General features: G+C 71.1%; 22 protein-coding genes and 1 pseudogene. 10 read left to right on the plus strand and 13 right to left on the minus strand.

Going from position 1 to position 22722, the window contains the following annotated elements:
* Positions 1-395: 395 nt before the first annotated feature.
* Positions 396-599, minus strand: a complete 204-nt coding sequence (locus AB0M62_RS10740) for a cold-shock protein (protein WP_034275260.1) — start codon at positions 597-599, stop codon at positions 396-398.
* Between the two features lie 1005 nt (positions 600-1604).
* On the opposite strand from AB0M62_RS10740, the gene AB0M62_RS10745 reads away from it, so the two are divergent.
* Positions 1605-1949, plus strand: coding sequence for a helix-turn-helix domain-containing protein (locus AB0M62_RS10745; protein WP_366073789.1), 345 nt, complete (start codon positions 1605-1607; stop codon positions 1947-1949).
* Positions 1950-2063: 114 nt separating this feature from the next.
* On the opposite strand, the gene AB0M62_RS10750 is transcribed toward AB0M62_RS10745, so the two are convergent.
* Positions 2064-2216, minus strand: a complete 153-nt coding sequence (locus AB0M62_RS10750) for a hypothetical protein (protein WP_366073790.1) — start codon at positions 2214-2216, stop codon at positions 2064-2066.
* 178 nt (positions 2217-2394) lie between these two features.
* Here AB0M62_RS10750 and AB0M62_RS10755 point away from each other — a divergent pair, with 178 nt between their 5' ends.
* Genes AB0M62_RS10755 through AB0M62_RS10765 form a run of 3 tightly spaced genes read left to right on the plus strand, consistent with a single transcriptional unit; the run spans position 2395 to position 5859 of the window.
* Positions 2395-3297: a lytic polysaccharide monooxygenase gene (locus tag AB0M62_RS10755; RefSeq protein ID WP_366073791.1), complete on the plus strand. Its 903-nt coding sequence runs from the start codon at positions 2395-2397 to the stop codon at positions 3295-3297.
* Positions 3298-3317: 20 nt separating this feature from the next.
* Entirely contained in the window at positions 3318-4532 is a 1215-nt protein-coding gene (locus tag AB0M62_RS10760; RefSeq protein WP_366073792.1) for a histidinol-phosphate transaminase, read from the plus strand.
* A 37-nt stretch (positions 4533-4569) separates the two neighbouring features.
* A complete protein-coding gene (locus AB0M62_RS10765) occupies positions 4570-5859 on the plus strand; it encodes an MFS transporter (protein WP_366073793.1) in 1290 nt (429 codons plus the stop codon).
* 15 nt (positions 5860-5874) lie between these two features.
* Here AB0M62_RS10765 and AB0M62_RS10770 read toward each other — a convergent pair whose 3' ends face one another.
* The 5 genes from AB0M62_RS10770 to AB0M62_RS10790 all read right to left on the minus strand — a co-directional run bounded on the left by AB0M62_RS10770 (position 5875) and on the right by AB0M62_RS10790 (position 11010).
* Positions 5875-6231: a cupin domain-containing protein gene (locus tag AB0M62_RS10770; RefSeq protein WP_366073794.1), complete on the minus strand. Its 357-nt coding sequence runs from the start codon at positions 6229-6231 to the stop codon at positions 5875-5877.
* Between the two features lie 167 nt (positions 6232-6398).
* Positions 6399-7001, minus strand: a complete 603-nt coding sequence (locus AB0M62_RS10775) for a hypothetical protein (RefSeq protein ID WP_366073795.1) — start codon at positions 6999-7001, stop codon at positions 6399-6401.
* A 275-nt stretch (positions 7002-7276) separates the two neighbouring features.
* Entirely contained in the window at positions 7277-8803 is a 1527-nt protein-coding gene (locus AB0M62_RS10780) for a carboxyl transferase domain-containing protein (protein ID WP_366073796.1), read from the minus strand.
* Positions 8796-10349 carry an acyl-CoA synthetase gene (locus AB0M62_RS10785; protein WP_366073798.1) on the minus strand — a complete coding sequence of 518 codons (1554 nt, stop codon included), beginning with the start codon at positions 10347-10349 and terminating at the stop codon, positions 8796-8798. Before AB0M62_RS10785 ends, AB0M62_RS10780 begins: the two co-directional genes overlap by 8 nt.
* 10 nt (positions 10350-10359) lie before the next feature.
* On the minus strand, positions 10360-11010 hold the full coding sequence (locus AB0M62_RS10790) for a LysE family transporter (RefSeq protein ID WP_366073799.1): 651 nt from the start codon (positions 11008-11010) through the stop codon (positions 10360-10362).
* 70 nt (positions 11011-11080) lie between these two features.
* On the opposite strand from AB0M62_RS10790, the gene AB0M62_RS10795 reads away from it, so the two are divergent.
* Positions 11081-11509: an Lrp/AsnC family transcriptional regulator gene (locus AB0M62_RS10795; protein ID WP_366073800.1), complete on the plus strand. Its 429-nt coding sequence runs from the start codon at positions 11081-11083 to the stop codon at positions 11507-11509.
* 141 nt (positions 11510-11650) lie between these two features.
* Here the strand turns inward: AB0M62_RS10795 and AB0M62_RS10800 are convergent, their stop codons facing one another.
* Positions 11651-12688 (minus strand): rod shape-determining protein, encoded by a 1038-nt coding sequence (locus AB0M62_RS10800; RefSeq protein ID WP_366073801.1) that lies wholly within the window; start codon positions 12686-12688, stop codon positions 11651-11653.
* Between the two features lie 288 nt (positions 12689-12976).
* Complete coding sequence (locus AB0M62_RS10805) at positions 12977-13579, minus strand: hypothetical protein (protein ID WP_366073802.1); 603 nt, start codon at positions 13577-13579, stop codon at positions 12977-12979.
* A gap of 364 nt (positions 13580-13943) precedes the next feature.
* Between AB0M62_RS10805 and AB0M62_RS10810 the strand changes: the two genes are divergently transcribed.
* Positions 13944-14399: a hypothetical protein gene (locus AB0M62_RS10810; protein ID WP_366073803.1), complete on the plus strand. Its 456-nt coding sequence runs from the start codon at positions 13944-13946 to the stop codon at positions 14397-14399.
* Between the two features lie 98 nt (positions 14400-14497).
* On the opposite strand, the gene AB0M62_RS10815 is transcribed toward AB0M62_RS10810, so the two are convergent.
* Positions 14498-14917: a MarR family transcriptional regulator gene (locus tag AB0M62_RS10815; RefSeq protein WP_366073804.1), complete on the minus strand. Its 420-nt coding sequence runs from the start codon at positions 14915-14917 to the stop codon at positions 14498-14500.
* 106 nt (positions 14918-15023) lie between these two features.
* On the opposite strand from AB0M62_RS10815, the gene AB0M62_RS10820 reads away from it, so the two are divergent.
* Positions 15024-16043 carry an NADP-dependent oxidoreductase gene (locus tag AB0M62_RS10820; protein WP_366073805.1) on the plus strand — a complete coding sequence of 340 codons (1020 nt, stop codon included), beginning with the start codon at positions 15024-15026 and terminating at the stop codon, positions 16041-16043.
* Positions 16044-16107: 64 nt separating this feature from the next.
* Complete coding sequence (locus AB0M62_RS10825; protein ID WP_366073806.1) at positions 16108-16539, plus strand: organic hydroperoxide resistance protein; 432 nt, start codon at positions 16108-16110, stop codon at positions 16537-16539.
* A gap of 95 nt (positions 16540-16634) precedes the next feature.
* Here the strand turns inward: AB0M62_RS10825 and AB0M62_RS10830 are convergent.
* Positions 16635-18634: pseudogene (locus tag AB0M62_RS10830) on the minus strand (M14 family zinc carboxypeptidase).
* Positions 18635-18778: 144 nt separating this feature from the next.
* On the opposite strand from AB0M62_RS10830, the gene AB0M62_RS10835 reads away from it, so the two are divergent.
* Positions 18779-19585 (plus strand): EI24 domain-containing protein, encoded by an 807-nt coding sequence (locus tag AB0M62_RS10835; RefSeq protein ID WP_366073807.1) that lies wholly within the window; start codon positions 18779-18781, stop codon positions 19583-19585.
* Positions 19586-19617: 32 nt separating this feature from the next.
* On the opposite strand, the gene AB0M62_RS10840 is transcribed toward AB0M62_RS10835, so the two are convergent.
* Together AB0M62_RS10840 and AB0M62_RS10845 are read right to left on the minus strand one after the other, a co-directional pair.
* The gene (locus AB0M62_RS10840) at positions 19618-20880 is read right to left on the minus strand and encodes a pyroglutamyl peptidase (protein ID WP_366073808.1); all 1263 of its coding nucleotides are present in this window, start codon (positions 20878-20880) and stop codon (positions 19618-19620) included.
* 114 nt (positions 20881-20994) lie between these two features.
* Entirely contained in the window at positions 20995-21915 is a 921-nt protein-coding gene (locus AB0M62_RS10845; protein WP_366073809.1) for an SGNH/GDSL hydrolase family protein, read from the minus strand.
* 280 nt (positions 21916-22195) lie between these two features.
* Between AB0M62_RS10845 and AB0M62_RS10850 the strand changes: the two genes are divergently transcribed.
* Positions 22196-22690, plus strand: coding sequence for a DUF3145 domain-containing protein (locus AB0M62_RS10850; protein ID WP_366073811.1), 495 nt, complete (start codon positions 22196-22198; stop codon positions 22688-22690).
* The last annotated feature ends 32 nt before the right edge of the window (positions 22691-22722 follow it).

The raw sequence follows: 22722 nt of genomic DNA on the forward strand, positions 1-22722 counted from the left end.
GCCCTTGCGGGAATCGGAGTAGCGGTCGTTCGTGCGAGTGGTGCGGTTCATGCGGAACCCTCCTCGATATGGCACGTATCGAGGAATTCCCGGCAGCGGCAAGCCGCTCGGGGAGTCGCAAGAACGAGCCGAAGAAAATACGAGACGCCGGGAGGAACGAGCCCGTCCGATGCGTCTGCGGGAACGGCGCATCGCTCGGGGAAGCGATGGGAATGCCGGATCTGTCCGACGGGGCGAGCGGTGTGGCCTGCCTCGTCCTGCGGCGGTCCGACACGGGGAGTGATGTCGTTCGCCGCTCGTGGAGCCCGTGGCGGCGCCACGACAGCTCTACGGAAAAACGACGAGCTGGGGCCCGCACCCAAGGTGCGGGCCCCAGCTCGTCGTGCGCGTCAGCGTCAGGCGGGAACGATGTTCTCGGCCTGCGGGCCCTTCTGGCCCTGCGTGACGTCGAAGCTCACCTTCTGGCCTTCCTGAAGCTCACGGAAGCCCTGGGCGGCAATGTTCGAGTAGTGGGCGAACACGTCAGCGCCGCCACCGTCCTGCTCGATGAAGCCGAAACCCTTTTCCGCGTTGAACCACTTCACGGTGCCAGTAGCCATTCATATCTCCTTCAGGGGCAGTGCTCAGAGGTCCGCACTGTGCGGGTCCTCGAGTCGCCGTGATGATTGCCCCGCCGGAAGAAACCGGAAATACAAAAGCGCTCCCACCGGTAATTCGAACCGATGAGGGCACTTGAAGTTTTGGGAACCACAACTGCAACTGAGATCCAGAGTAGCACGGTGTGGCGATCGTGCAGGTCGGTTGCCTCACATCCGGAAATTGAGCCCGAAAAGCTCTTGCCGCCGTGGCTGCTATTTCTCCACCTGTGACCGCAGATATTCACCATCGGCGTCTTTCGGTCGGCGCGGGGTTTCTGCGGGCGCCGCGGTTCCGGCGGCCACGGGCTCAGGGGGGCGGCGAGCGGTAGAACCGTCAGCGGCGCGGCCTGCCGGCCTCACCGGCAGGGCGCGTACCCGCCGGAGCCCGGACGGGACCAGTCGCTCCTGCCGTGGCGCTGACGTCGGGCCGGCCTTCCCCGCCGGCCCCGCGAGTGCTCGCTTCGGCTGTCGCCGAAGCGGAGAAAATCTGCGTCGGCCGCAGTAGACATTCGAGCCCTCTGTGGCTAGGGTTTCTTCCGTAGCCAACGAAGTCGAAGTCGCGTGGCAGACACGAACTGTCACGAGCACAAACGGCACGGTGATGGAGCCGTGGGGCCACAAGCAGCAGCAGGGTCCCACAGCTGGTTGCCGGGTCGGGCGGCTTGAGGGCCGCCGAGATGTATCGCCTGACAGCAGTACAGCAATGCAGCAAAACCGGAAGAGAGAGGAGCAGACGCCATCAGGATCGCCCGGGCGTAGATCCGTAGCGCTCGGGTACCGCAGGCCCCGGATTGGAAGGTGGTCCCCGGTCACGCATTCGCGATCCCCGCACTCCCGCCCGCTCCCTGGGCGCCCGTGCGGAAACAGAGAGCCGGCACCGAAGTAGCCGGCAGATGGTGTTGATACCCCTCGGGGCCCTGGTGCTGGATGGCACCAGGGCCCCTCGACGCGTCCACATGACAAGAGGTGCAAGTGACCCCATCCAACGCCGCCGACAAGTTCGACGACGACGACTACCCGGCCTACACCATGGGCCGCGCCGCCGAGATGCTCGGCACCACGCCGGCTTTCCTGCGTGCCGTCGGCGAAGCCCGGCTCATCGTCCCTCTGCGGTCCGAGGGCGGCCATCGCCGCTACTCCCGCTACCAGTTGCGGATCGCCGCGCGCGCCCGCGAACTCGTCGACCAGGGCACCCCGATCGAGGCCGCCTGTCGCATCGTCATTCTCGAAGACCAACTCGAAGAGGCCCTGCGCCTCAACGAGGAACTCCGCCGGTCCAACGGCAGCGCCAACCAGCCGACCGGTCCCTGACCCGACGGCAGGATCGGGCGAGGGGTACGCGGCGCGCAGCCGGCCGCCTGCGCCGCGACGCAGCTGGTTGGCGGCCGGCCGGCTCATTCGACGGAGACGGTCACCGTTGCCGGATCACGGAGGGCTTTCGCGGGCTTTCTCCTTCATGCCCGCCTCCCGCCCGGCGTCGTACACGCGCTGGACGAAGTCGGCGGCGGTGCTCTCATCGAGGTTGTCGGTGAGGCGCATCAGTTCGTTGGTGAACTGGATCAGCGGGTGGTCTGCCATGACCCCAGGAGACCGCGCGAACAGCCGGAGCGCAGCCAGGAAGCGTTGACCGGGTGACCGGGTGACCGGGTGACCGGGGTGACCGCGCGGCGAGGCGTCCCTCTCCCGTTGAACGGCCGGCGTGACGCGGCCGTAATACACGGCATGCTGCCGGGCCCGCCAAGGAGGTCTGCCACGGATGACCGCCCATCGCACTGCCACCACCGCCGGGCTCGCCGGTGTCGTACCGCTTCTGCTCACGGCCCTGGCCGCCGGGCCGGCGTACGCGCACGGGGCGCCAACCGATCCCGTCAGCCGGGTCGCCGCCTGCGCACCCGAGGGGGAGCACCGGAGCGCGGAGGCCTGCCGGGCGGCCGTCGCCGCGAACGGGGGGCGGCCGTTCGACGCGTGGGACAACCTCCGGCTGGCCGGTGTCGCGGGCCGCGACCGTCAGGTCGTGCCCGACGGGAAGCTGTGCAGTGCGGGCATCGGCGCGTACCGGGGGCTGGACACCCCGCGGTCCGACTGGCCCGCGACCGAGCTGACGGCCGGGTCCCGCTTCACGCTCACGTACCGGTCCACCATCCCGCACCGGGGGACGTTCAGCCTCTACCTGACCGAGGAGGGCCACGATCCGGCCGTGCCGCTGCGTTGGGCCGACCTGGCGCCTGAGCCGTTCGCCACGGTCACCGATCCGGAACTGGTGGACGGTGCGTACCGGATCACCGGCATTCTCCCGACGGGGCTGACGGGTCGCCATGTGCTGTACACGGTATGGCGGAACACCGACACCCCGGACACCTACTACTCGTGCTCCGACGTGGTCTTCCCCGACGGTGACGCGAGGGCCGAGGCGAGCGCTGATTCGAGCGCTGACGGAAGCGCGGAGGCGAGCGTCGGCCCAGGGGCGAGTTCCGGCGAGAGCGCCGCCCGTGGCCCGGCGACGCCGCCGCCGAGCGTGCCCCGCGCCGAGCCGGCCGCAGTCGGCTCGCCACGCGCCCTCGACCCCGTGCTGGCCGGCGGTGCGGCGGTTCTCGCCGGAGCCGCGGTAGCCGCAGTCCTGCTGTTCCGGCGCCGTCCGCGCCGAGCGCCGAAGTACTGACCGTAAGGAGACCTCCCGCCGTGTCCCAGCTGCACAGCACCGCACACAGTCCGTCCTGGGCCATGCTCAACCGCCTGGTACCGGGGGCCCAGGACGACCGGCAGGACCCGTACCGGGTGGTGGCCGTTCCGCAGGTCGACCGGATCGACTTCTGCATCCCCTGCAACCCCTACTTCCCGACCCCGGAGATGTTCGCCCGGATGCAGGGGTCGCTGGAGTCGATCCTGAAGTACTACCCGAGCGACGCCGACACCGTCACAGCCGAACTGTGTTCCGTACTCGGGCTGAACCAGCAGACGGTCGCCATGGGGAACGGCTCCACCGAACTGATCACGTGGATCGATCACCTGCTGGTCCGCGAGAGCCTGGCCATCCCCGTCCCCACCTTCGGCCGCTGGACCGACCAGCCGCTCGAGACCGGCAAGCGCGTGGACATGTTCCTGCTGCACGAGGAGCACGACTTCGCCCTGGATCCGCAGGAGTACGTCCGGTTCATCCGCCGCCGCGGCTCCCGGGTGGCCGTCATCTGCAACCCCAACAATCCCGACGGGGGATTCCTCCGCCGCCACCAGATGCTGTGGCTGCTCGACGAGCTGGCCGATCTCGACCTGGTGGTGGTCGACGAGTCGTTCATCGACTTCGTCGACGGCGAGCGGGCCCCGTCGGTCGCCGACGAGGCAGCCCTGCGCCCCAACGTCATCGTCCTGAAGAGTCTGGGCAAGAACTTCGGACTCCACGGCATCAGATTCGGCTACCTCGTGGCCAACCCCGCCCTCGCCGGTACCGTCCGCCGGGCCCTGCCCAAGTGGAACCTCAACTCCTTCGCGGAGAGCGTGGTGTTCATGCTCAAGGAATACGCGCTGGAGTACCGCCAGAGCCTGGCCCTGCTCGCCCGCGACCGCGCCAACATGTCCCTCGCACTCGCGGCTGTACCCGGCCTCACGGTCTTCCTCTCCCAGGGCAACTTCCTCCTGGTGAAACTGCCCGACGGAGTGGACGGCGCCGAGCTGCGCGACAGACTGCTCACCGAGCACGGCGTCTTCGTCCGCGAATGCGGCAACAAGCTGGGGAGCAGCAGCCAGTTCCTGCGGCTCGTCGTCCGGCCGCACGAGGACGTCCAGCGACTCCTCGACGGTCTCCAGTCCTGCCTCCCGGCCGGACCGACGGCTCTATCGCGCCAGACCTCCCGGGGCGCCCACGCCGCTCTCCCGCAGGCGCTCGCCCCGGCCCAGTAGGCGGCCCGCCCGCCACGGGCACCGGTTAGCATCCTGTGTGACACAGACCTCGCACGGCCGGCAGGAACGCAACGGCGGTGAGGTCCCGCCGCGGCGGGGCCGGATATTCGCCGACCTGACACCGCTGCGTAGCTCCCCGCACTACCGGCGGCTCTGGCTCGGCAACACCATCTCCTGGGTCGGCCAGGCGATGACCGCCCTCGCCGTCTCGCTGCAGGTCTACGACCTCACCCGGTCCAGCTTCTCCGTCGGCCTGGTCGGCCTGTGCTCACTCCTCCCGCTCGTCGTCTTCGGGCTGTACGGCGGCGCCGTCGCCGACACCGTGGACCGCCGTAAGCTCGGGCTCGCGAGTTCCTCCGGGGCGGCTGCGCTCTCGGTGGGGCTTGCCGCGGCAGCGCTGGCCGACTTCCACCGGGTGTGGTTCCTCTACAGCGTCGTCGCGCTGCAGGCGGTCTGCGGCGCGCTGAACTCCCCGGCCCGGACCGCGATGATCCCCAAGCTCCTGCCGCCCGAACAGCTGCCCGCCGCCAATGCGCTCGGCTCCATGACGACCACCGCGGGCATGACGATCGGCCCCATGCTCGGCGGGCTCATCGTCGGCGCGTGGGGTTACCAGGCCGCGTACCTCGTCGACGCCGTGGCCTTCAGCGCCGCGCTGTACGCGATGTGGCGGCTGCCCTCGATGCGCCCGGAGCGCGGAGAGGGACCGAAGCGCCGCGCATCCGTCATCGACGGACTGCGATTCCTCGCCACCAGGCCCAATCTGCGGATGACCTTTTTCAGCGACATGTGCGCGATGGTGCTCGCCCACCCCCGCGCACTCTTCCCTGCTGTGGCCGTGCTCTGGTACGGCGGTGACGCCAAGACCGTCGGGTTGCTGGTCGCCGCGCCGGCGGTCGGGGCGCTGCTCGGCGGGGTGTTCTCCGGCTGGCAGGGCCGGATCCGCCGGCACGGACTGGCGATCCTGCTGTCCGTCGCCGCGTGGGGTCTGGCCATCGCCGTGTTCGGCCTGACCCGCAGTCTGTGGCTCGGGCTGTTCTTCCTCGCCGTCGCCGGGTGCGCGGACACGGTCAGCATGGTGTTCCGCTCCACCATGCTGCAGGCCGCGACTCCGGACGAGATGCGCGGCCGATTGCAGGGCGTCTTCATCGTGGTGGTGGCGGGCGGGCCCCGGCTCGGTGACTTCCTGGCGGGGGCGGCCGCCGATCTGACCTCGCCGGCCGTGGCCGTGACCGGCGGCGGAATCGCCTGCGTGGTCGCGGTGGGGCTGCTCGCCCTGGGCCGGGGCGGTTTCGCCCGGTACGACGCGAGGTCGCCCCAGCCCTGAGCGTACGATCGCGCCTCAGTCCGCGGCGACGACCGGCCTGGTCAACGGTCCGCCCGCGTCACCGGTGTTGACCACGCCCGTGGGTTCGAACAGCATGATCACGGTCTCTTCGTCGGCCACCGGGCAGTGCTCGACACCGCGCGGGACGACGAACAGCTCGCCGGGAGCCAGGACGACATCCCGGTCCCTGAGCCGGATGGTCAGCCGGCCACTGACGACCTGGAAGAACTCGTCGGTGTCCTCATGCGTGTGCCAGACGAACTCGCCCTGTACCTTGACGAGTTTGACGTCGTAGTCGTTGACCCTCGCGACGATGCGCGGGTTCCAGTGGTCGTCGATGCGGGACAGCTGCTCTTCGATGTTGACCGTCATGGCTGCCAGTCTGCCGCCCATGCTCCGTTCCCGTCCTGTACGTTCCTCAGCCCTGGCGCGACACCGGGGCCCCCACGGCCGCGCGGGGAGGCGGACCGAGGGGGCCGGTGTCGCGCATGCCGCTCCTGGGGGGCGAAGGAGGGGTCGGCGCGGGGAGGGGGCCGACTTCAGCAGACCCAGAGACCGTCCGCCTTGTCGTTGTTGGCGCTGCCGACGTTGGAGGAGGCCGACGGCGCGGTGGACACCCACAGCTGGGCCCATGAGCTGCCCGTCCAGTTGTAGACGGTGGTCCGGGTGCCGCGCGTCTGGTTGTTGTGCCAGGAGGTGGTCTGGTCGTTGAAACCCCAGTTGGCGAGGTTCTCGAAGTTGCAGTCGGACCAGGTCAGACGGCGTCCGTCCCAGTTGGAGTGCTCGTACAGACAGGTCCAGGCATAGCGGCAGTTGGGAGAGCCGAGCGGAGCGGCGGCCTCGCCGACCGCACGGGCCTTCTTCTCACCGGGTAACGGGAAGGTCATGACGGCTTTGCCGTCGCGCCAGGCGATCTGGTTCACGCCGATCTGCTGGCCGCCGAGGGTGGTGGCGAGCTGCCTGTCGATCTGCTCTTGAAGACTCGCGACTTCGCTCTTGCTGAGGCCGGCTTGCTTCGCCTCGGACGCGATGGTGGATTCGAGTGCGGTCGGCGCCGTCGAGGCAGACGTCGGGGCGGCGACGCCCAGGACTGCCATGGCTCCCGCAGTGGCGGCAACGGCGAATTTTGTTCTCGTGCGCATAGGAACCGTGTTCCCTTCTGATCACGAAACTCCGAGGTTGTCCGGAGTGACGCAAACGCTAGTGAGGGGGCGGCCGAGGCTCCAGAGGCTTTCTGGTCGTACCGCCACATGCGTCACGAACGCCGGGCTTGCGGGCGCCGCCGGGGCCCGATTGTCGTTCGCACCCGCAGGTCAGACGGCGGGCTGCCGGGCGGACGCAGGCGCCGCGGCACGCGGAGGCGGATCATCCACCGCACGACGCAGCGCCAGTAATGAGCCAATATGGTGATCGATCCCTACATGGGGCCGACGATTCCGCGTACGAGGCCTAGTTCCACCAGATCCTGCGGACGCAGCCGGAGCTGGTCCGCCGTGGCCGGGGCATCGGCCGGCGAGCGCTTGAGGATCGCGGCTGCGGCCTCTGGGGCGATGACGGAGAAGTAACTGTCCGGTGTGGCCCAGGTGTTGCCGGGGGCCGCCAGTGCCAGGGCACCGCCCGATCCGCCCTCGCCGATCAGCAGAGTCGTCACGGGAACGCGGGCGGCGGCCACGGCGGCGAACACGTCGGCGATCGCGGCGCCCGCTCCGGTGCGCTCCGCCTCGGCGTCGTTGGCGGCGCCCGGGGTGTCGACCAGGGTGAGTACGGCGATGTCCAGCCGGTCCGCGAGTCGGATCAGGCGGGCGGCGGTGCGATAGCCGGCCGGCAGGGTGGCGGTACCGCACTGGGCCGCGTACGCGATGCTGCGGCCCTCGTGCAGGCCGAATCCGCAGAGCATCCCGGCGTCGATGCCGCCGCACCGGTCCCCGGAGACGGACCGGCGGAGGTCGAAGTACGCATCCAGGTACGCCTGCGCGCGCGGCCGTCCCGCGTCCCGGGCCTGCCGTACGGCATCCCAGCCGGTACGGGGCAGCGAAGCCCGCCCCAGGGCGGGCGGAGGCTCGGCGGCCGCGAGGTGGGAGCGGCTGGGTGCCGGTGCGGCCGCGAGCCCGGGTGCGGGCCCCGGTGCTGTCGTGGTCCCGGGTGTGGCGTCCGTGGCGGCTTCGGGGGCGCTCTCCGGCGCGGGGCGCGGACCACCGGGCTCCGTCCGACCGGCGGGCGCCGGACGCCCCGGGCCGCCGCCCGCGGCGGAACCGCCCGTCAGCAGGACGAGCCAATCCGCCAGCGTGCCGCGCAGTTCCTCCGGACGCACCACCGCGTCGACATGGCCGGCAGCCAGTTGGCCCTCCGCGCTGTACGCCGCCGGGTCGGCGTCCGGCGGACGTATGCGGGAGCCGGCAAAGCCGACCTGCGCGCCGGACAGGGCCAGGATCACGTCCGCGCCCGCGCCGAGCGTGGCCCAGCCGCCGCCCGTCGTCGGGTCCCGGAGCACGGACAGCTGTGGGAGTCCGGCCGCGCGCAGGAGCGCCGACTGCCGTGCCACACGCTGGAGTTGGCCGAGCGCGAGCATGCCCTCCTGCATCCGGCTGCCACCCGTGGCGACCAGTGAGACGAGCGGGAGCCGGTGCTCGCGCGCATGGGTGTACGCGGCTTCCAGCCGGTCGCCGGTCCGTTCACCCATAGAGCCGCCCAGGAAGCCGAACTCGAAGGCGATCACCACGGCCCGGCGATCACCGAGTACGGCAGTGCCGTACACGACGGACTCCCGCTCCCCGGTCCGCTGCGAGGCGCGGGCCCGTGAGGCGTCGTAACCCTCCCAGGCCAGCGGCCCGTCCGGCGGCGACTGCCCGACCGGGGCGGGGAGTTCGACGAAGCCGTCGGCGACGGCGGCTATGGCCTCACGCGCCGTCCAGCGGTGCGGCCCCGCGTCCGGGCCGTCAGTCATGGAGGGCCCGCTTCATGATCTTGCCCATGTCGTTCCGGGGCAGCTCGTCGAGGTAGCGAACCGTGCGTGGGCGCTTGTGAGGGGCGAGCTGACCGGCCACGTGAGTCCCCAACTCCTCAGCCGATGGCGGGAGTCCGGGATCCACGGGCACGATCCAGGCGACGATCCGCTCGCCCAGGTCGTCGTCCGGCTCGCCGGTCACGGCGGCCTCACGGACTCCCGGGTGGTCGAGCAGCGTGTTCTCGATCTCGCCGGCGCCGATCTTGTAACCACCGCTCTTGATCAGATCCGTCGCCTTGCGGCCGACGATGCGTACATGGCCGTCGGGATCACGGGTCGCCATGTCACCCGTACGGAACCAGCCGTGGTCGAAGGCGGCCGCCGTCGCGTCCGGACGGTTGAGGTACTCCGTGAAGAGGTTCGGGCCACGTACCTGGATCTCGCCGATCGTCTCCCCGTCGTATGTGGTGACCTCGGCCCCAGTCTCGTCCACCAGCCGCAGATCCACTCCCGGCAGCGGCACCCCGACCGTGCCGGGCCGCGCTTCGCCGTCGGCGGGGGCGCTCGCCCGGACCGAGCACAGCATGAGGGTCTCGGTCATGCCGTACCGCTCGATCACCCGGCGGCCCGTCGCCGCCGCGATCCGCTCGTGGTCCCGCACCGGCAGCGCGGCCGATCCGGAGACCAGCAGCCGTGCTCCTGCCAGAGACTTGGCCAGCTCCGGGTCCGAACCGGCCTGCTCGGCCAGCCGGTGGTACATCGTCGGTACGCCGAACAGCATCGTGCCGCCGCCCGCGAGTTCGCGGGCCACGCCCTCGGCGGTGAACCGGCCCAGATGCCGCACCGATCCGCCGCGTCGCAGCGGCCCGAGGATGCCCAGGATCAGCCCGTGCACGTGGAACAGCGGCAGTGCGTGGACCAGGACGTCGTCCGCGGTCCACTGCCAGGCGTCCTCCAGCGCGTCGAGGGTGGAGGCGATCGCGCGGCGGGACAGGACGGCCCCCTTGGGCGGTCCGGTGGTGCCGGAGGTGTAGACGATCAGGGCGGGGGAGTCGGCGGAGGGCTCCGGCGGGAGCGGTCCGGCGGGGGCCGACGGCGCCGCCCCGCCATCGGCCGAGGCATCGGCCGGCACATCGACCCACGCATCGACCGAGACATCCATTCGGGCCAACTGTGTGGGCAGCGGCGGCAGTTCTGTGTCCGGCCCGGCCAGTAGCAGCGAGGGTGCGCTGTCGGAGAGGATGTGCGCCAGTTCGCGCTCGCCGGTCTTCGGGTTCAGCGGCACGGCGGGCACGCCGGCCAGCAGCGCGGCCACCACGCCGACCACGGTCTCCAGGGTCGGCGTGGCCCAGACCGCGACCCGGCTCGCGGCCGGCCCCTCGCCCGGGCCCGTGTCCGGCGGCCCGCCCGGAGCGTCGGAGATCCGGGTGGCCAGGGCGACCGCCGCGGCGGCCAGCCCGGCGTAGGTCAGCGACCGGTCGCCGAAGCGCACGGCCGTACGGTCCGAACCCGCGTGCAGTGCGGGGAGCAATGCAGGAGAAGCCACATCTCGTACCCTACGTGGGCCACGGCAGGGGCACGGCGATCTTCACCGCATACAGGGCGACCAGGCCGTACCCGATCCGGAATGTCCACGCGCGGGCCGTCGTCGAGATGCGCGAGCCCGCGAAGGAACTGGCCGCGACGAGGAGCTGCTGCCACACCAGCGAGGCCACGAAGACCCCGGCGACGAACACCGCTCCCGCCCGGGCGCCGCTCAACGACGAGCCCTGGGCGGTGGTCAGCGCGGCGAAGTAGAGGGCGGTCGTCGGGTTGATCAGGGTCAACCCCGCGAACCGGGTGAAGGTGCGGAGGGCACCCGCGCTTTCTCCGGCGGGCGGCCGGTCGGCCGGGCCGGGCTCGGCTGCGTCGGCACCGTCTCCAGCCGCGAGCAGCCCGCGTACACCGATGACCAGCAGTACGACCGCAGACACCAGCCGCACCCATGCCTCCGTCCCGGAGAGGGCGGTGGCGACCAGCGGTCCGAGGGCGGTCGCCACCGCCGCGTACGCCATGTCGACGAGCGCGACCGCCGCCGCGGCGGCGACGGCTCCGCGCCGCCCCCGTAGGCCCTCCTGGATCAGCAGTACGCCCATGGCCCCCACCGGCATCGCCACGCCCAGGCCGGCGGCGGCACCCGCGAAGGCGGTCGTCAGTACGTCACTCATGCCGGACACTGTCGGCGCCCGGCCGCGGCTCGCGCGGCCGGTTTCCGGCCCGCACTGAGACAATCGCGGTATGGACAGGCTGGACAGGGACATCCTCGGCATCCTCCAGGGGGATGCGCGGATCTCTTACCGCGACCTCGGCGCACGTGTGGGGCTGAGCGCGAACGCCGCCGCCGACCGGGTGCGCCGGATGCTCCGGGACGGGGTCATCCGCGGCTTCACCACACTCGTCGATCCGGCCGCCGACGGCCGCCCCGGACTCGTCGTCTTCATCGACGTCACCTTGAGGCTCGACACGAAGGGCGAGGACTTCGAGAAGGCGGTGCTGAAGCTTCCCGGTATCACCGAAGTGGTGCATGTGACCGGTGAGCACGACTATCTCGTACGGGCGAGGGCCGCCGATCCCGCGGCGCTGGACGCACTGCTGCGGATGCTGAAGCGGGACGCGGGCGTCGCCCAGTCGAACACGCGGATCGCGCTGCGGGCGGCCCGCGGCTGAGGCGCGAAGCCGCGCCCCGCCCGTCGTGCCGGCCGGGCGCTCCGCCGGCCGGTACGCCTGCCGGTGCCGCCCGGAGCCGAGTGGAGCCGCCGGACCGGTCCGGCCGCGCGCCGGATCGACGATGCCGGGCGCGCCCTGCCGTCACTCGGCCAGCGACTCGAGAACCATCGGTGTGATCTTGCCTTCGATCATCGCGCCCAGTCCGAGCACGGCGCACACGTCCGGACGTTCCGCGATGTGCACGGGCATGCCGGTGGCGTTCCTCAGCATCTCGTCCAGACCCGGCAGCAGCGCGCTGCCGCCGACCATCATGATCCCCCGGTCGGAGAGGTCGGCGACCAGGTCGGGCGGGCAGTCTCGGAGCACCTTGCCGATGCCGTCGAGTACGGCAGTGAGCGGGGTGTGGAGCGCGTCGCGTACGGCGGCCGTCTCGACATGCACCGAGCGGGGGAGCCCGGTGGCGACGTCCCGGCCGTGGATCTCGGTGCGAGCCGGACCCTGCCGGGTGAGGCCGTTGCCGCTCAGGGCCAGCTGCAGCGGCCGTACCGCCTGGCTCGGCAGCATCAGCTCGTGCTGGTGGCGCAGGTGCTGGACGATCGCGTGGTCGATCGCGTTGCCGCCGACCGGCATGCGCTCGGCCGTCACGATCGAGCCCAGCGACAGCACCGCGACCTGAGTGTTGGCGGCTCCGCACACCATGATCATCGAGGCGGTCGGCTGCTCGACGGGAAGCCCGCACCCGACGGCCGCCGCGATCAGCGTGTCCACCAGCTCGACCCGGCTCGCCCCGAGGCCCACCAGGGTCTCCACCGCGGCGCGCTGGGCGAGCGGGTCGCTGCCGTGCGGGTTGCAGGCCGCCGCACGCAGTCGCGGCTTGCGGCGCAGGGCGCGGCGGAGCTTCTCGCCGAGCAGGTGGCGGAGCATGCGCTGTGCCATCTCGATGTCGACGACCGTGCCGCCCGAGACCGGGCGTACGACCCGGATGTAGTCGGGAGTACGACCCGTCATCCGCTCGGCGAAGGCGCCGACGGCGATAAGCGATCCGGACCTGGTGTTCACGGCGGCGACGCTGGGCTCGTCGACGACGAGGCCGGCGCCTTTCACGTACACCCGGGTCCGGGCGGCCCCCATGTCTACGGCGAGGTGGCAGCGGCGCAACTGCTCAAGACTGACGGTCACGGCAGGTCCTCCCGAGAGCGCTGACGCGGACGGCCGGACGGCGTCCCTGTTACCGCATCGTGGGGGGCATTCCGTGGTAGGCGCGCGCTGGGCTGAGCCGGTCGGGGGTGCTGCACAAGGGTGGTCTTCTTCACGGCCAGGCCTCAGCATGCCCCCGCTACTCGCGCGTAACACGATGAGGGGAAACGACGCTGACGGCTCGCCAGAGACGGTTCGGCCTGCTCGTACCGGTCGCGTCACTGCTTTCGCCCGGGCATGTACAGGGACCGGGACGGCCGGGCGGCACACCTACTGGAACGCGTTCCGGGACACGTCCTGGTCCTGCTTCCGGGAGACGCGCTGGAGCAGGCCCCAGGTGAAGTCCGCGACCACTTCGTGCCGCCGGCCCTCGATGTCCGGTGCGGTGAAGGCGAGCCGCCAACGGGTGGGGGCGGTGCCCTCCATCGGACGCGCCGGGGCGAAGGCCCGCGCCACTTCGTCGACCGTGCACGACCAGGGGCGCAGGTCCTCCAGCGTGTGGAGCGCCGGCCCGGTGGCTCCCGGTGCGCGGATCAGCCATTCGTTCCACACCGCGCCGGTCGGCGCGGTCAGTACCTCGAAGCGCAGATCAGGCCAGAGCGGCACCGGCCACAGCAGCGCCTCGCACTCCAAGTCGCCGATCTTCCGCTGTCCGGAGGACTCGGGTCCGCCCAGCACCGAGCGATAGCGCTGCACCGTGCCACGTCCCCGGGGGGAACGGACCGTGGCCTGCCAGCGGCGGTTGGCCTCACGCATCTCCGCGCGGGAGGCCCCCAGTTCACGCAGCAGGGCTTCTTCGACCAGTTCGGGCTGGTGGTCCGCCATCCTGCGGAGCAGTACGAGCTGGAACTCGCGTGGACCGAAACGTGTCATGGCGTCCATCCTGCCCGGCTTGCGGAGCTGCCGGGGAATCAGCGCTTCCACACAAAACCCTCACAGTCTCGGCTCCCGCTCGTGTCATTGAGGCGCATAGCCTGCGGGCGCCATGGATTACTGCCACGCCTGTCGGCGGCACCTGAACGGCGCCCTCGCCTGCGCCGGGTGCGGGACCCCCGCTGAGGAGCTCCGGCGAACGGAAGCCGTAGAGCCCGCGGTTCAGGACGACTTCGATCTGGGAGTCGTCGAGCCGGCGGGCCATCGCCGTGCTGCCTCTCCTCGCCCGCCGGCGGCACGGGGCCGCGCGGCCGCCCGCGCCTCCCGGTCGCGGCGGGCGCACCGGCGCCGCCACCGCAAGGTGATGTTCGGCTCGCTGGGGCTGATCCTCGCCGCCGGGGCGCTGAGCCTGGCGGAGCTGGCGATAGAACAGCCCGGTGAGGACCGGGCGTCGACCGTCGTGCAGGAGGACGACGTGCCGCCGGAGCAGCCCGTGGTCGAGCCCTCCGGGATCCAGGCCCCCGAGCCGGTCGGCGAGGTCACCGCCGAGCCGTCGGTCCGGTCGTCGGGCAGTGCCGATCCGAGCGCGTCCACGGGTGCGGAGCCGAGCCCGTCGGAGTCCGCCGAGGTCACCGAGAGCCCGTCCTCCTCGCCGCCCCAGGATCCGGACCCGGACCCGGACACGGATCCCGATCCCGACCCGGATGCGAGCGAGTCCGCGGGCGACCCGTCCCCGCAGCCGAGTACGTCCCGGCCGGCCCCGCCGCCCGAACCGGAACCGACCGAGACCTGTGTCAAGTTCCTTTGGTGGTGCACCTGATCTCGGGTCCGGCCTGAGATCCGCCCCCGAGGCCGGCCCGAGCCGCCGTACGGCTGTCGGCGGTCGGCCCACTGCTGAGCGGGCTGTTCCCGCCCGGCTCAGCCCAGCATCCGCTTGAGCAGGTCCCGCAGTACCGTGCGCTCGTCCACCGACAGCCCGGCCAGTGGGGCACGCGCGAACTCCAGCGAGTCCCCGAGCATGGCCGCCGTCCGCACGCCCTCGGCGGTGGGAGCCGCGAGCTTGACGCGGCGGTCGGCCGGGTCGGGGCGGCGCTCCACGAGCCCGCGGGTTTCGAGCCGGTCGATGATGCCCGTGACGTTCGACGGCTCGCACTTCAGTTTCTCCGCGACCCTGCGCATGGGCAGGGGCTCGAGGGACAGCAGTCCCAGCACGCGGGCCTGGGCACCGGTGAGCTGGTGCTTGCCCGCCGCCTGGTCGTACTCCTCGTGGTAGCGGGCCACGACGGTGCCGATGAGCTCGACGACCTCGAGGGTCAGGGGGTCTGTATGGGTGGCCATGCCGACCAGCCTACCCACTTACTTGACAACATGAAATATCCAAGAGCATGGTTGTTTCACGTAGCGAATGATTAGCCATGTGAAGTAATACAAGGAGGCCGCCCCCATGTCCGCACTCCCCGCCACCAGTCGCGAATGGCAACTCGTCGCCCGCCCCCAGGGGTGGCCGACCCCCGACGACTTCGCGCTGCGTGAGACCCCTGTCGCCGAGCCGGCCCCCGGCCGGATCCTGGTCCGCAACCTCCACATGTCGGTGGACCCGTACATGCGCGGCCGGATGAACGACGTGAAGTCCTACATCCCGCCCTTCGAGCGCGACCACCCGATGGACGGTGGCGCGGTCGGCGAGGTCATCGCCTCGAACGCGCCCGGCTTCGAGGCCGGCGACCATGTCCTGCACGGCCTCGGCTGGCGCGAGTACGCCGATGTGGATGCCAGGCACGCGACCAAGGCCGACGCATCGCTCGCGCCGCTCTCCGCCTACCTGGGCGTGCTCGGTATGCCGGGCCTGACCGCCTACGCCGGACTCTTCGAGGTCGCCTCCTTCAAGGAGGGCGACGCCGTGTTCGTCTCCGGCGCCGCGGGTGCGGTCGGCAGCCAGGTCGGCCAGATGGCCAAGATCAAGGGCGCCTCGCGTGTCATCGGCTCGGCAGGCTCCGACGAGAAGGTCAAGCTTCTCGTCGAGGAGTACGGCTTCGACGCCGCCTTCAACTACAAGAACGGCCCCGTCGCGGAGCAGCTGCGCGCAGCCGCCCCCGACGGCATCGACGTCTACTTCGACAACGTCGGCGGCGACCACCTCGAAGCGGCCATCGGCTCGCTCAACGTGCACGGCCGCGCCACGCTCTGCGGCGCCATCGCCCAGTACAACGACACCGAGCCCGCCCCCGGTCCGCGCAATCTCGCGCTGGCCATCGGAAAGCGACTGAGACTGCAGGGCATCCTGGTGGGCGACCACGCCGCGCTCCAGCCGCAGTTCGTCCAAGAGGTCTCGGGCTGGCTCCGCTCCGGCGAGCTCAAGCACACGGAGACCGTCGTCGAGGGCGTCGAGAATGCGGTGGACGCCTTCCTCGGCATGCTCCGCGGCGAGAACACCGGGAAGATGATCGTTTCTTTCACCCGATAGTCTCAACCCCAGCCGTCGCGATCGTGGGCGCGAGTCGCGGCGAACCACAGGAGGAAGCCTCTACATGTCCATCGAGAACATAGCCGTCGCTTACACCGCCGTCGCCACCGCCGAGAACGGCCGCGACGGCCGCGTCGCCAGCGACGACGGCAAGCTCGACGTCGTCGTCAACCCGCCGAAGGAGCTTGGCGGCAGTGGCAACGGCACCAACCCGGAGCAGCTCTTCGCGGCCGGCTACAGCGCCTGCTTCCAGGGCGCGCTCGGCGTTGTCGCCCGCGCAGAGAAGGCCGACATCTCCGGCTCGACCGTGACCGCGAAGGTGGGCATCGGCAAGACCGAGGCCGGCGGCTTCGGCCTCGAGGTCGCGATCTCGGCGACCATCCCGAACGTGGACGAGGCCACCGCGAAGGCGCTGGTCGAGAAGGCCCACCAGGTGTGCCCGTACTCCAACGCCACCCGCGGCAACATCAAGGTCGAGCTCTCCGTCGTCGCCTGACGCACAGCGCGGATCATGCACGGCCAGTACGTCGGAGGGCCGCATCCCGTCACGGGGTGCGGCCCTCGTCGCGTTCCGTCATCAGCCGCCCGGGGTCAGCTGCCCGAGGTCAGCAGTGCCCGTCCGACCTGGGCGAAGACCCCCTTCGGGTGGGCCCGGAAGAGCGGCTCCGTGCCGAACAGCACCACCCGGGCGCCGCCCGCCGCCGTGCCGCTGACCACCGCCGCCTTCCCGGCCGCGTTCGCCGGACCGCCCGTACCGTTCTGCAGCGCCCGCCAGTGGCCCGACACCAGCGGGTTCCCCGGCCCGTACGACTGGTCCGCGAGTACTCCCGGACCGAGATCGGTGAACCACAGCGGGGAATAGACGAAGGTGTGCGCCGGGGCGCCGCCGGTGATCGGGCCGCCCGCGTTGGTCACCCGCACCACGCCGTTGGCGTCGCCATTGCCCTCGACCGGCTTCACCGCGAGCAGCCCGGCCGCCGCGTTGAAGGCCGCTCCCGTCCCGCCGCCGCCTACCACCGCGCCGCCGCCCGCCAGAAAGGCGTCCAGTGCCGACCGTGCGGCGGGATTCAGCGCCGCGTGGTCCAGCCCCGCCGTGACGAACAGGACGTCGGAACCCGACCAGTCGAAGCCCGCGTTGAGGACGGCGGTGGACACCGGCCGCACCACGAATCCCATCTCGCGGAGCGCGAACAGTTCACCCGCCGAGACGGCCGCGGCGATCCGCACATGACGTACGCCCGCGGGAACTCGGTCGTGTAGACGTCCTCGGGCCCGATCCCCGGCACCCCCGGCACGGTCCGCTCCGAGACCTCGACCTGCCGCGCCCCGGCGGCACCGCGCCGGAACGTCTCGATTTGGTCGGCGAGCACCGCGCCGCGGTGGCCGTACGTGTAGTCGATCGCCGCCCGCATCGCCGCACCCGCGATGTCCGTGTTGACGGCGGCCCTGCGCCGCGGCTCCGCGACCGGCAGGGTGTCGTACGCCCGGTTGTTGACCTGCATCGGGAACTCGATGGTGTGAGCCGCGACCGCGCCCTGGAACGGCATGTACTGCGGGGTGAAGATCGGCGGCCAGTCGTCCCAGCCCTCCTGCTGGTCGCGGAACGGGATTACGGCCCGCTCGACCCCGTCCTGCTGCGGCGTGTAGCCGAGGCCGTTGACCGCGGCCTCCATGCCCAGGGCGTTGGCGTACGAGTGCTTGAGGAAGAGGTCGTACTCGTAGTTCTCGCCGTGCGGCGGTGTCGTCGGCTCGATCAGCGTGCCGTTGACGTATCCGTGCAGATCCAGCATGACCGCGGGCTGCTTGTCGATGGCGATCTGCCGGATGGCGCGTGCCTCGGGCTGGGTGGCGGTGATGAAGTCCCGGTTGAGGTCGAAGCCGTTGCCGTTCGCGCGTGTTCCGGCGATGCGGCCGTCCGGGTTGGCCGTGACGTTGAAGTACAGCCGGGTGGAGTCCAGCAGCCGGACCGTCCTGCTGTCCTTGGCCTTCGCGAGCTCCTCGATGAGTTTCAGGGCGGCGTCCGTGCCCTCCCACTTGTTGCCGTGGATGTTGTTGTTGATGAACACCGGCGTCTTGTAGGCCGCCCTGAGCTTCTCGTCCTTCGCGGCGGAACCGGGGGAGTGCTCGATCCGCTCCCGCATTCGCTCCTGGTCACCAGCCTGCTGTGCGCTCTCGGGCGAGGTGACGGTCACCAGGTACAGGTCATGGCCACCGGCCGACCGGCCCGCGATCTCGACACTCACCCGGTCGCCCAGCCTCTGCAGCGCGTTCAGCCGGGGAGCCAGTGAGTGGTACGGCGCCAGGCCCAGCCTGATCGACTTGTCGGCAGGGTTCTCCGGTACCGGGCCGAGGACGCGCTCGCGCGGGTAGCCGCCTCCCGTGCGGAGGTCGGGGACGGTGCCCGTGAGCGCCTGCGCCGCCGCGGCGGCCGGGCTTCTGGCGGCCGATTCGGTGCGATGGTCCTGCCCCTCCCGTACGGGCCCGGGCCCGTCGTGCCGGGGGCCGGGCCGGGCCATGGCGGGCAGGGGTGCGATGAGCAGTGCGCTCGCCGCGGCGGCCGTGACCAGCAGGACGGGTCTGGGGATGCCCACACGTACCTCCGGAAGAGGGGAATGATCCGTACGCGAGGTCTTACATGCTGCAATCACCTTGCAACAAGAGGGCCTTTACGCCTCCCTGGCCACGGTGGGCACGCGCCCGAAGCGGGCGTGAGGCCTCCGGATAGGCTGGAACACATGGGTGATCTCGGAACAGGCTTCGGCTATCTGATGAAGGGCCAGCGCTGGGTCGGGCGGCACGGCCGCTGGTTCGGCTTCGGCCTGCTTCCCGGGCTGGTCACCCTTGTGCTGTACATCGGCGCCCTCGTCGGTCTCGGCTACGGCGCCGACGACCTCACCGTCTGGGCCACGCCCTTCGCCGACGACTGGTCCTCACCCTGGCCGGGCCTGCTCCGCGGCTTCCTGACCGCCCTGGTCTTCGCGCTCGGCCTGTTCCTCGTGGTGATCACCTTTACCGCGGTGACCCTGCTGATCGGCCAGCCGTTCTACGAGTCGCTCTCCGAACAGGTCGACATCGCGGAGGGCGGCACGGCGCCGGAGTCCGGGCTTCCGCTGTGGCGCGAGCTGTGGACCTCCGCACGGGACAGCCTGCGGATCCTGGTACGGGTCGCCGGCTACGGCATCGTTCTCTTCGCCCTCGGCTTCATCCCGCTCATCGGCCAGACCGTGATTCCGGTGATCGGTTTCTGCGTCTCCGGCTTCTTCCTCGCGCACGAACTGACGGCGGTCGCCCTCCAGCGCCGCCGAGTGGAACAGAAGGCCCGGCTCGCGATGCTGCGCGAACGCCGCATGATGGCCCTCGGCTTCGGCGTCCCCCTGGTGCTCGCCTTCCTCGTCCCGCTGCTGGCCGTGTTCCTCATGCCCGGCGCGGTCGCGGGCGCGACGCTCATGGCGCGCGACCTGGTGGAAGACCCCGATGCCGCCCCGGCCGGCGGTACGCCCCTCTCCCTCGGCAAGGACGCGCACCCGCCGACCGCACGCTGAGCTTCACTCAGGCGTCGCTCCCGGACAGCCGGTCAGGGAGCAGCAGGCCCGGAGTCCGCTGTCCGTCCGGCCGCCACCGTCACCACGGCCCGCACCTGGGCGATGATGTCCAGCCGGTTTTTTACGAACTCGGAGTCGGTGACCTCCGTACCGTTTCCGGCGCCGAACTGCAGGACCGGCGTGTGCACATGGCCACCCGGCAGGCCGTCCAGGCCGAGGCGGTCGCGCAGCAGGGTGGCCCGGTAGGCGATCTCGTTGGAGAGGTAGTCGCCGCCACCGCCGGCCCGCGCCACGGAACCGGCCGTAGGGCCGGTGGGGCTGACCACGGGGGCGGTCGCCCCCGCCGGGATCTCGGTCACCGACGTGTTGTCGTACACCGGGAAGCGCCCGGTGTCCGCGGCGACGATGTACTCGTAGGGAAGGGTGGTCGTCGTCCACTGCGGCTGTGACGCCGGGTCGGCGACGGGGACCGTCCCGGTGCGGGAGAGGTTCTGGTTGTCGGGGAATCCGCCGCGCCAGGCGCCGTTGAACCGCTCGATGTCGAACCGGCCGACACGGCCCTGGCTGACCGTCGTGAACAGGTCCACCTTCGAGAGGTGGGGGCGCAGGGTCCGTTCGACCGTGCCTTCTGCGAAGTCCTGCCAGCGGACGGGGAAGACCGCCGTCTCGATACTCGCGGGGCCGTCGGCGGTACGTACGACCGTGCCGTCCAGCGCCAGGGCGGTGGCCCCGGAGGGGTTGCTGATACGGATGTCCCGGTCCAGGGTGAACGGATCGAAACCGGTGACCAGGATCCGCTTGATTCCCTTGCCGTGCGGGTGGCGGATGGAGTCCTGCCCGCGTGACGACCGCTCCAGCCGGTCGAGGAGCCGGGAGCGGGCCTCGTCGGACACCTCGAAGCGCGGCTGCCACTCCCGCAGCGCCCCGGTCAGCCCCAGCCGGGCCCAGTAGAGCGGCCGGTCGTCGTCCCGGCTCAGATCGCCGTACGCCGGCCCCCGGCCCTGCACCCGGTCAACCGCCCGCTGCCACAGCCGCGAGCCGTGCCGCGCGATGGTCCGGTCCGCCTCCTCGTACGACCGCGCCCCGCTCAGCTCCCGCACGAAGTGCGGCGCCACCGCGTCGAATCCGCTCCGCCGCAGGATCTCCCGGGGCACGGCCCCGGCCAGCCGCTGCTCCTCGACCGTGGGCGGGGCGACCGGTTCCGCTGCCGCTCCGGGCGGCGCCCCGAAGGCGAGGGCGGCGGAGGTGAGGAGCACGATGCCGACTGCGTCCAGCCGGGCGCGTATCCGGAGCACGGGAATCCTTCCGTAGGGTGGCGGCAGTATCCCGGCCCCGCGGCGGCTGCCGCTACGGGGCCGCTGGACCGTCCGGTCCGCGCCGGTCCCCAGCCGTCGGGGCGCTGGTCCCCGTTACGCCGGCGGCTTCCCGGCCGTCACGTTGCGGTACGCGATCTCCGCCAGCCGGCTCTGGCCGTTCTTGCTGGGGTGGAACCAGTCCCAGTGGCTCAACTGCTCACCCGTGAAGCGGTAGGCGAAGACCGCCCCGCCGTCGTACCGGCAGTACAGGTCCTTCCGGCAGACGTCTCCGAGCGCCTGGTTGTATTCCACGACCTGCCGCTGCACGGTGTTCCGCCGCGCGTCCGCCACGCCGTCGGTGTCGTCCGCGTCGCCCAGCATCGACCGGCAGATCCCCAGCTTCCAGATCTGCTTGCCCAGCGGATTGCCGCGCCCCTGGGACCAGAGCCGCTTCAGGTCGGGCACGCTCGTCACGTACACCTGTGCCTTCGGGAGCTCGCTGCGCAGCGCCTTCATCGCCGCCTCGAAGCCGGCACGGAATTCCGCCACCGGCGTCATCGCGGCGACCGAGTCGCGGCAGGCGTCGTTCGCACCGACCATCACCGTGATCAGTTCCGGCCGGTTCTCGACCGCGTTCTCCACCTGGGCGGGGAGGTCCGCCATCCGGGCGCCGGTCCGCGCGTAGTTCCAACTGCGGGTGCCCGCCGCCGAGTCCCCCAGCAGGCGCGAGGCGAGGCTGCGCACCTGCGGGTCCGTACCGGTGGCCCAGGAAGCCTCGGGGCAGTCGGAGAGCACCGAACACGCATCGAATCCCCGGGTGATGGAGTCACCCACAGCGGCGATAGAGGCCGGACTCGGGTCCCAGCGCGGCGTCGGCTTGGGAGAGGGCCGCCCGCCCGCGGTGGACCCCTGCCGTCCGCTGCCCCGGCCACCCTCCCCGTCGCACCCGGCTACGGCCCCGACCAGCACAAGCACCGCCGCCGTCGCTCCTGCGGCGGCGGCGCGCCCGCGGCCGCTGCGCACGGTCTCCCGCATCCCCTGGCCCCCTCGGTACCGGTTCGGTGGCGTCCTGCTGAGTGAAAGCTTGGTGCTTGCCACACCCTGGACCGACGGTACGTCACACCTGCGCCCCCAGCGCACGGTAGCTTTTCCCCGTGGCAGTCAAGCCACGCGGCTCCGGTAAATTACATCACGTCACATACTGTCCGTTTTCAGGAGATTCACTCCGGATGCTGTTTACTATTGGTGACCTCGGGAGCGGTAAGGGATCGAGGCCGCTGGGGAAGGCGAACCTCGTCCCATACTGGAGGTCCCCGTGACGACACGTGGAGTTCTGTACGTACACTCCGCCCCGCGCGCGCTGTGCCCGCACGTCGAATGGGCGGTAGCAGGCGTACTCGGCGTGCGTGTGAATCTCGACTGGATCAGACAGCCGGCCTCGCCCGGCACCTGGCGAGCCGAATTCTCCTGGCAGGCCGAGGCCGGCACTGCCTCCAAGCTGGCCTCCGCGCTCCGCGGCTGGCATCTGCTGCGCTTCGAGGTAACGGCCGAGCCGTGCCCCACCGCGGAGGGCGAAAGGTACAGCTCCACGCCCGAACTGGGCATCTACCACGCCGTCACCGGAATCCACGGCGACATCCTGATCCCCGAGGACCGGCTGCGCGCGGCCCTGGCCCGCTCGGCCCGCGGCGAGACCGACCTAGAGGCAGAGATCGCCAAGCTCCTGGGCAAGCCCTGGGACGACGAACTCGAACCGTTCCGCTACGCGGGCGAAGGCGCCCCCGTGCGGTGGCTCCACCAAGTGGTCTGACACTTCGCGCGCCGCTCGCACTGCTTCGCAGA

The organism is Streptomyces sp. NPDC051219, from assembly GCF_040682335.1.
Lineage (GTDB): Bacteria > Actinomycetota > Actinomycetes > Streptomycetales > Streptomycetaceae > Streptomyces.

Coding starts and splice junctions, on each gene's coding strand:
- AB0M62_RS10755 (WP_366073791.1), top strand. CDS start 2,395: ATGACCGCCCATCGCACTGCCACCACCGCCGGGCTCGCCGGTGTCGTA.
- AB0M62_RS10805 (WP_366073802.1), bottom strand. CDS start 13,579: ATGACACGTTTCGGTCCACGCGAGTTCCAGCTCGTACTGCTCCGCAGG.
- AB0M62_RS10810 (WP_366073803.1), top strand. CDS start 13,944: ATGTTCGGCTCGCTGGGGCTGATCCTCGCCGCCGGGGCGCTGAGCCTG.
- AB0M62_RS10750 (WP_366073790.1), bottom strand. CDS start 2,216: ATGGCAGACCACCCGCTGATCCAGTTCACCAACGAACTGATGCGCCTC.
- AB0M62_RS10825 (WP_366073806.1), top strand. CDS start 16,108: ATGTCCATCGAGAACATAGCCGTCGCTTACACCGCCGTCGCCACCGCC.
- AB0M62_RS10770 (WP_366073794.1), bottom strand. CDS start 6,231: ATGACGGTCAACATCGAAGAGCAGCTGTCCCGCATCGACGACCACTGG.
- AB0M62_RS10795 (WP_366073800.1), top strand. CDS start 11,081: ATGGACAGGCTGGACAGGGACATCCTCGGCATCCTCCAGGGGGATGCG.
- AB0M62_RS10780 (WP_366073796.1), bottom strand. CDS start 8,803: ATGACTGACGGCCCGGACGCGGGGCCGCACCGCTGGACGGCGCGTGAG.
- AB0M62_RS10740 (WP_034275260.1), bottom strand. CDS start 599: ATGGCTACTGGCACCGTGAAGTGGTTCAACGCGGAAAAGGGTTTCGGC.
- AB0M62_RS10790 (WP_366073799.1), bottom strand. CDS start 11,010: ATGAGTGACGTACTGACGACCGCCTTCGCGGGTGCCGCCGCCGGCCTG.
- AB0M62_RS10845 (WP_366073809.1), bottom strand. CDS start 21,915: ATGCGGGAGACCGTGCGCAGCGGCCGCGGGCGCGCCGCCGCCGCAGGA.
- AB0M62_RS10775 (WP_366073795.1), bottom strand. CDS start 7,001: ATGCGCACGAGAACAAAATTCGCCGTTGCCGCCACTGCGGGAGCCATG.
- AB0M62_RS10820 (WP_366073805.1), top strand. CDS start 15,024: ATGTCCGCACTCCCCGCCACCAGTCGCGAATGGCAACTCGTCGCCCGC.
- AB0M62_RS10835 (WP_366073807.1), top strand. CDS start 18,779: ATGGGTGATCTCGGAACAGGCTTCGGCTATCTGATGAAGGGCCAGCGC.
- AB0M62_RS10815 (WP_366073804.1), bottom strand. CDS start 14,917: ATGGCCACCCATACAGACCCCCTGACCCTCGAGGTCGTCGAGCTCATC.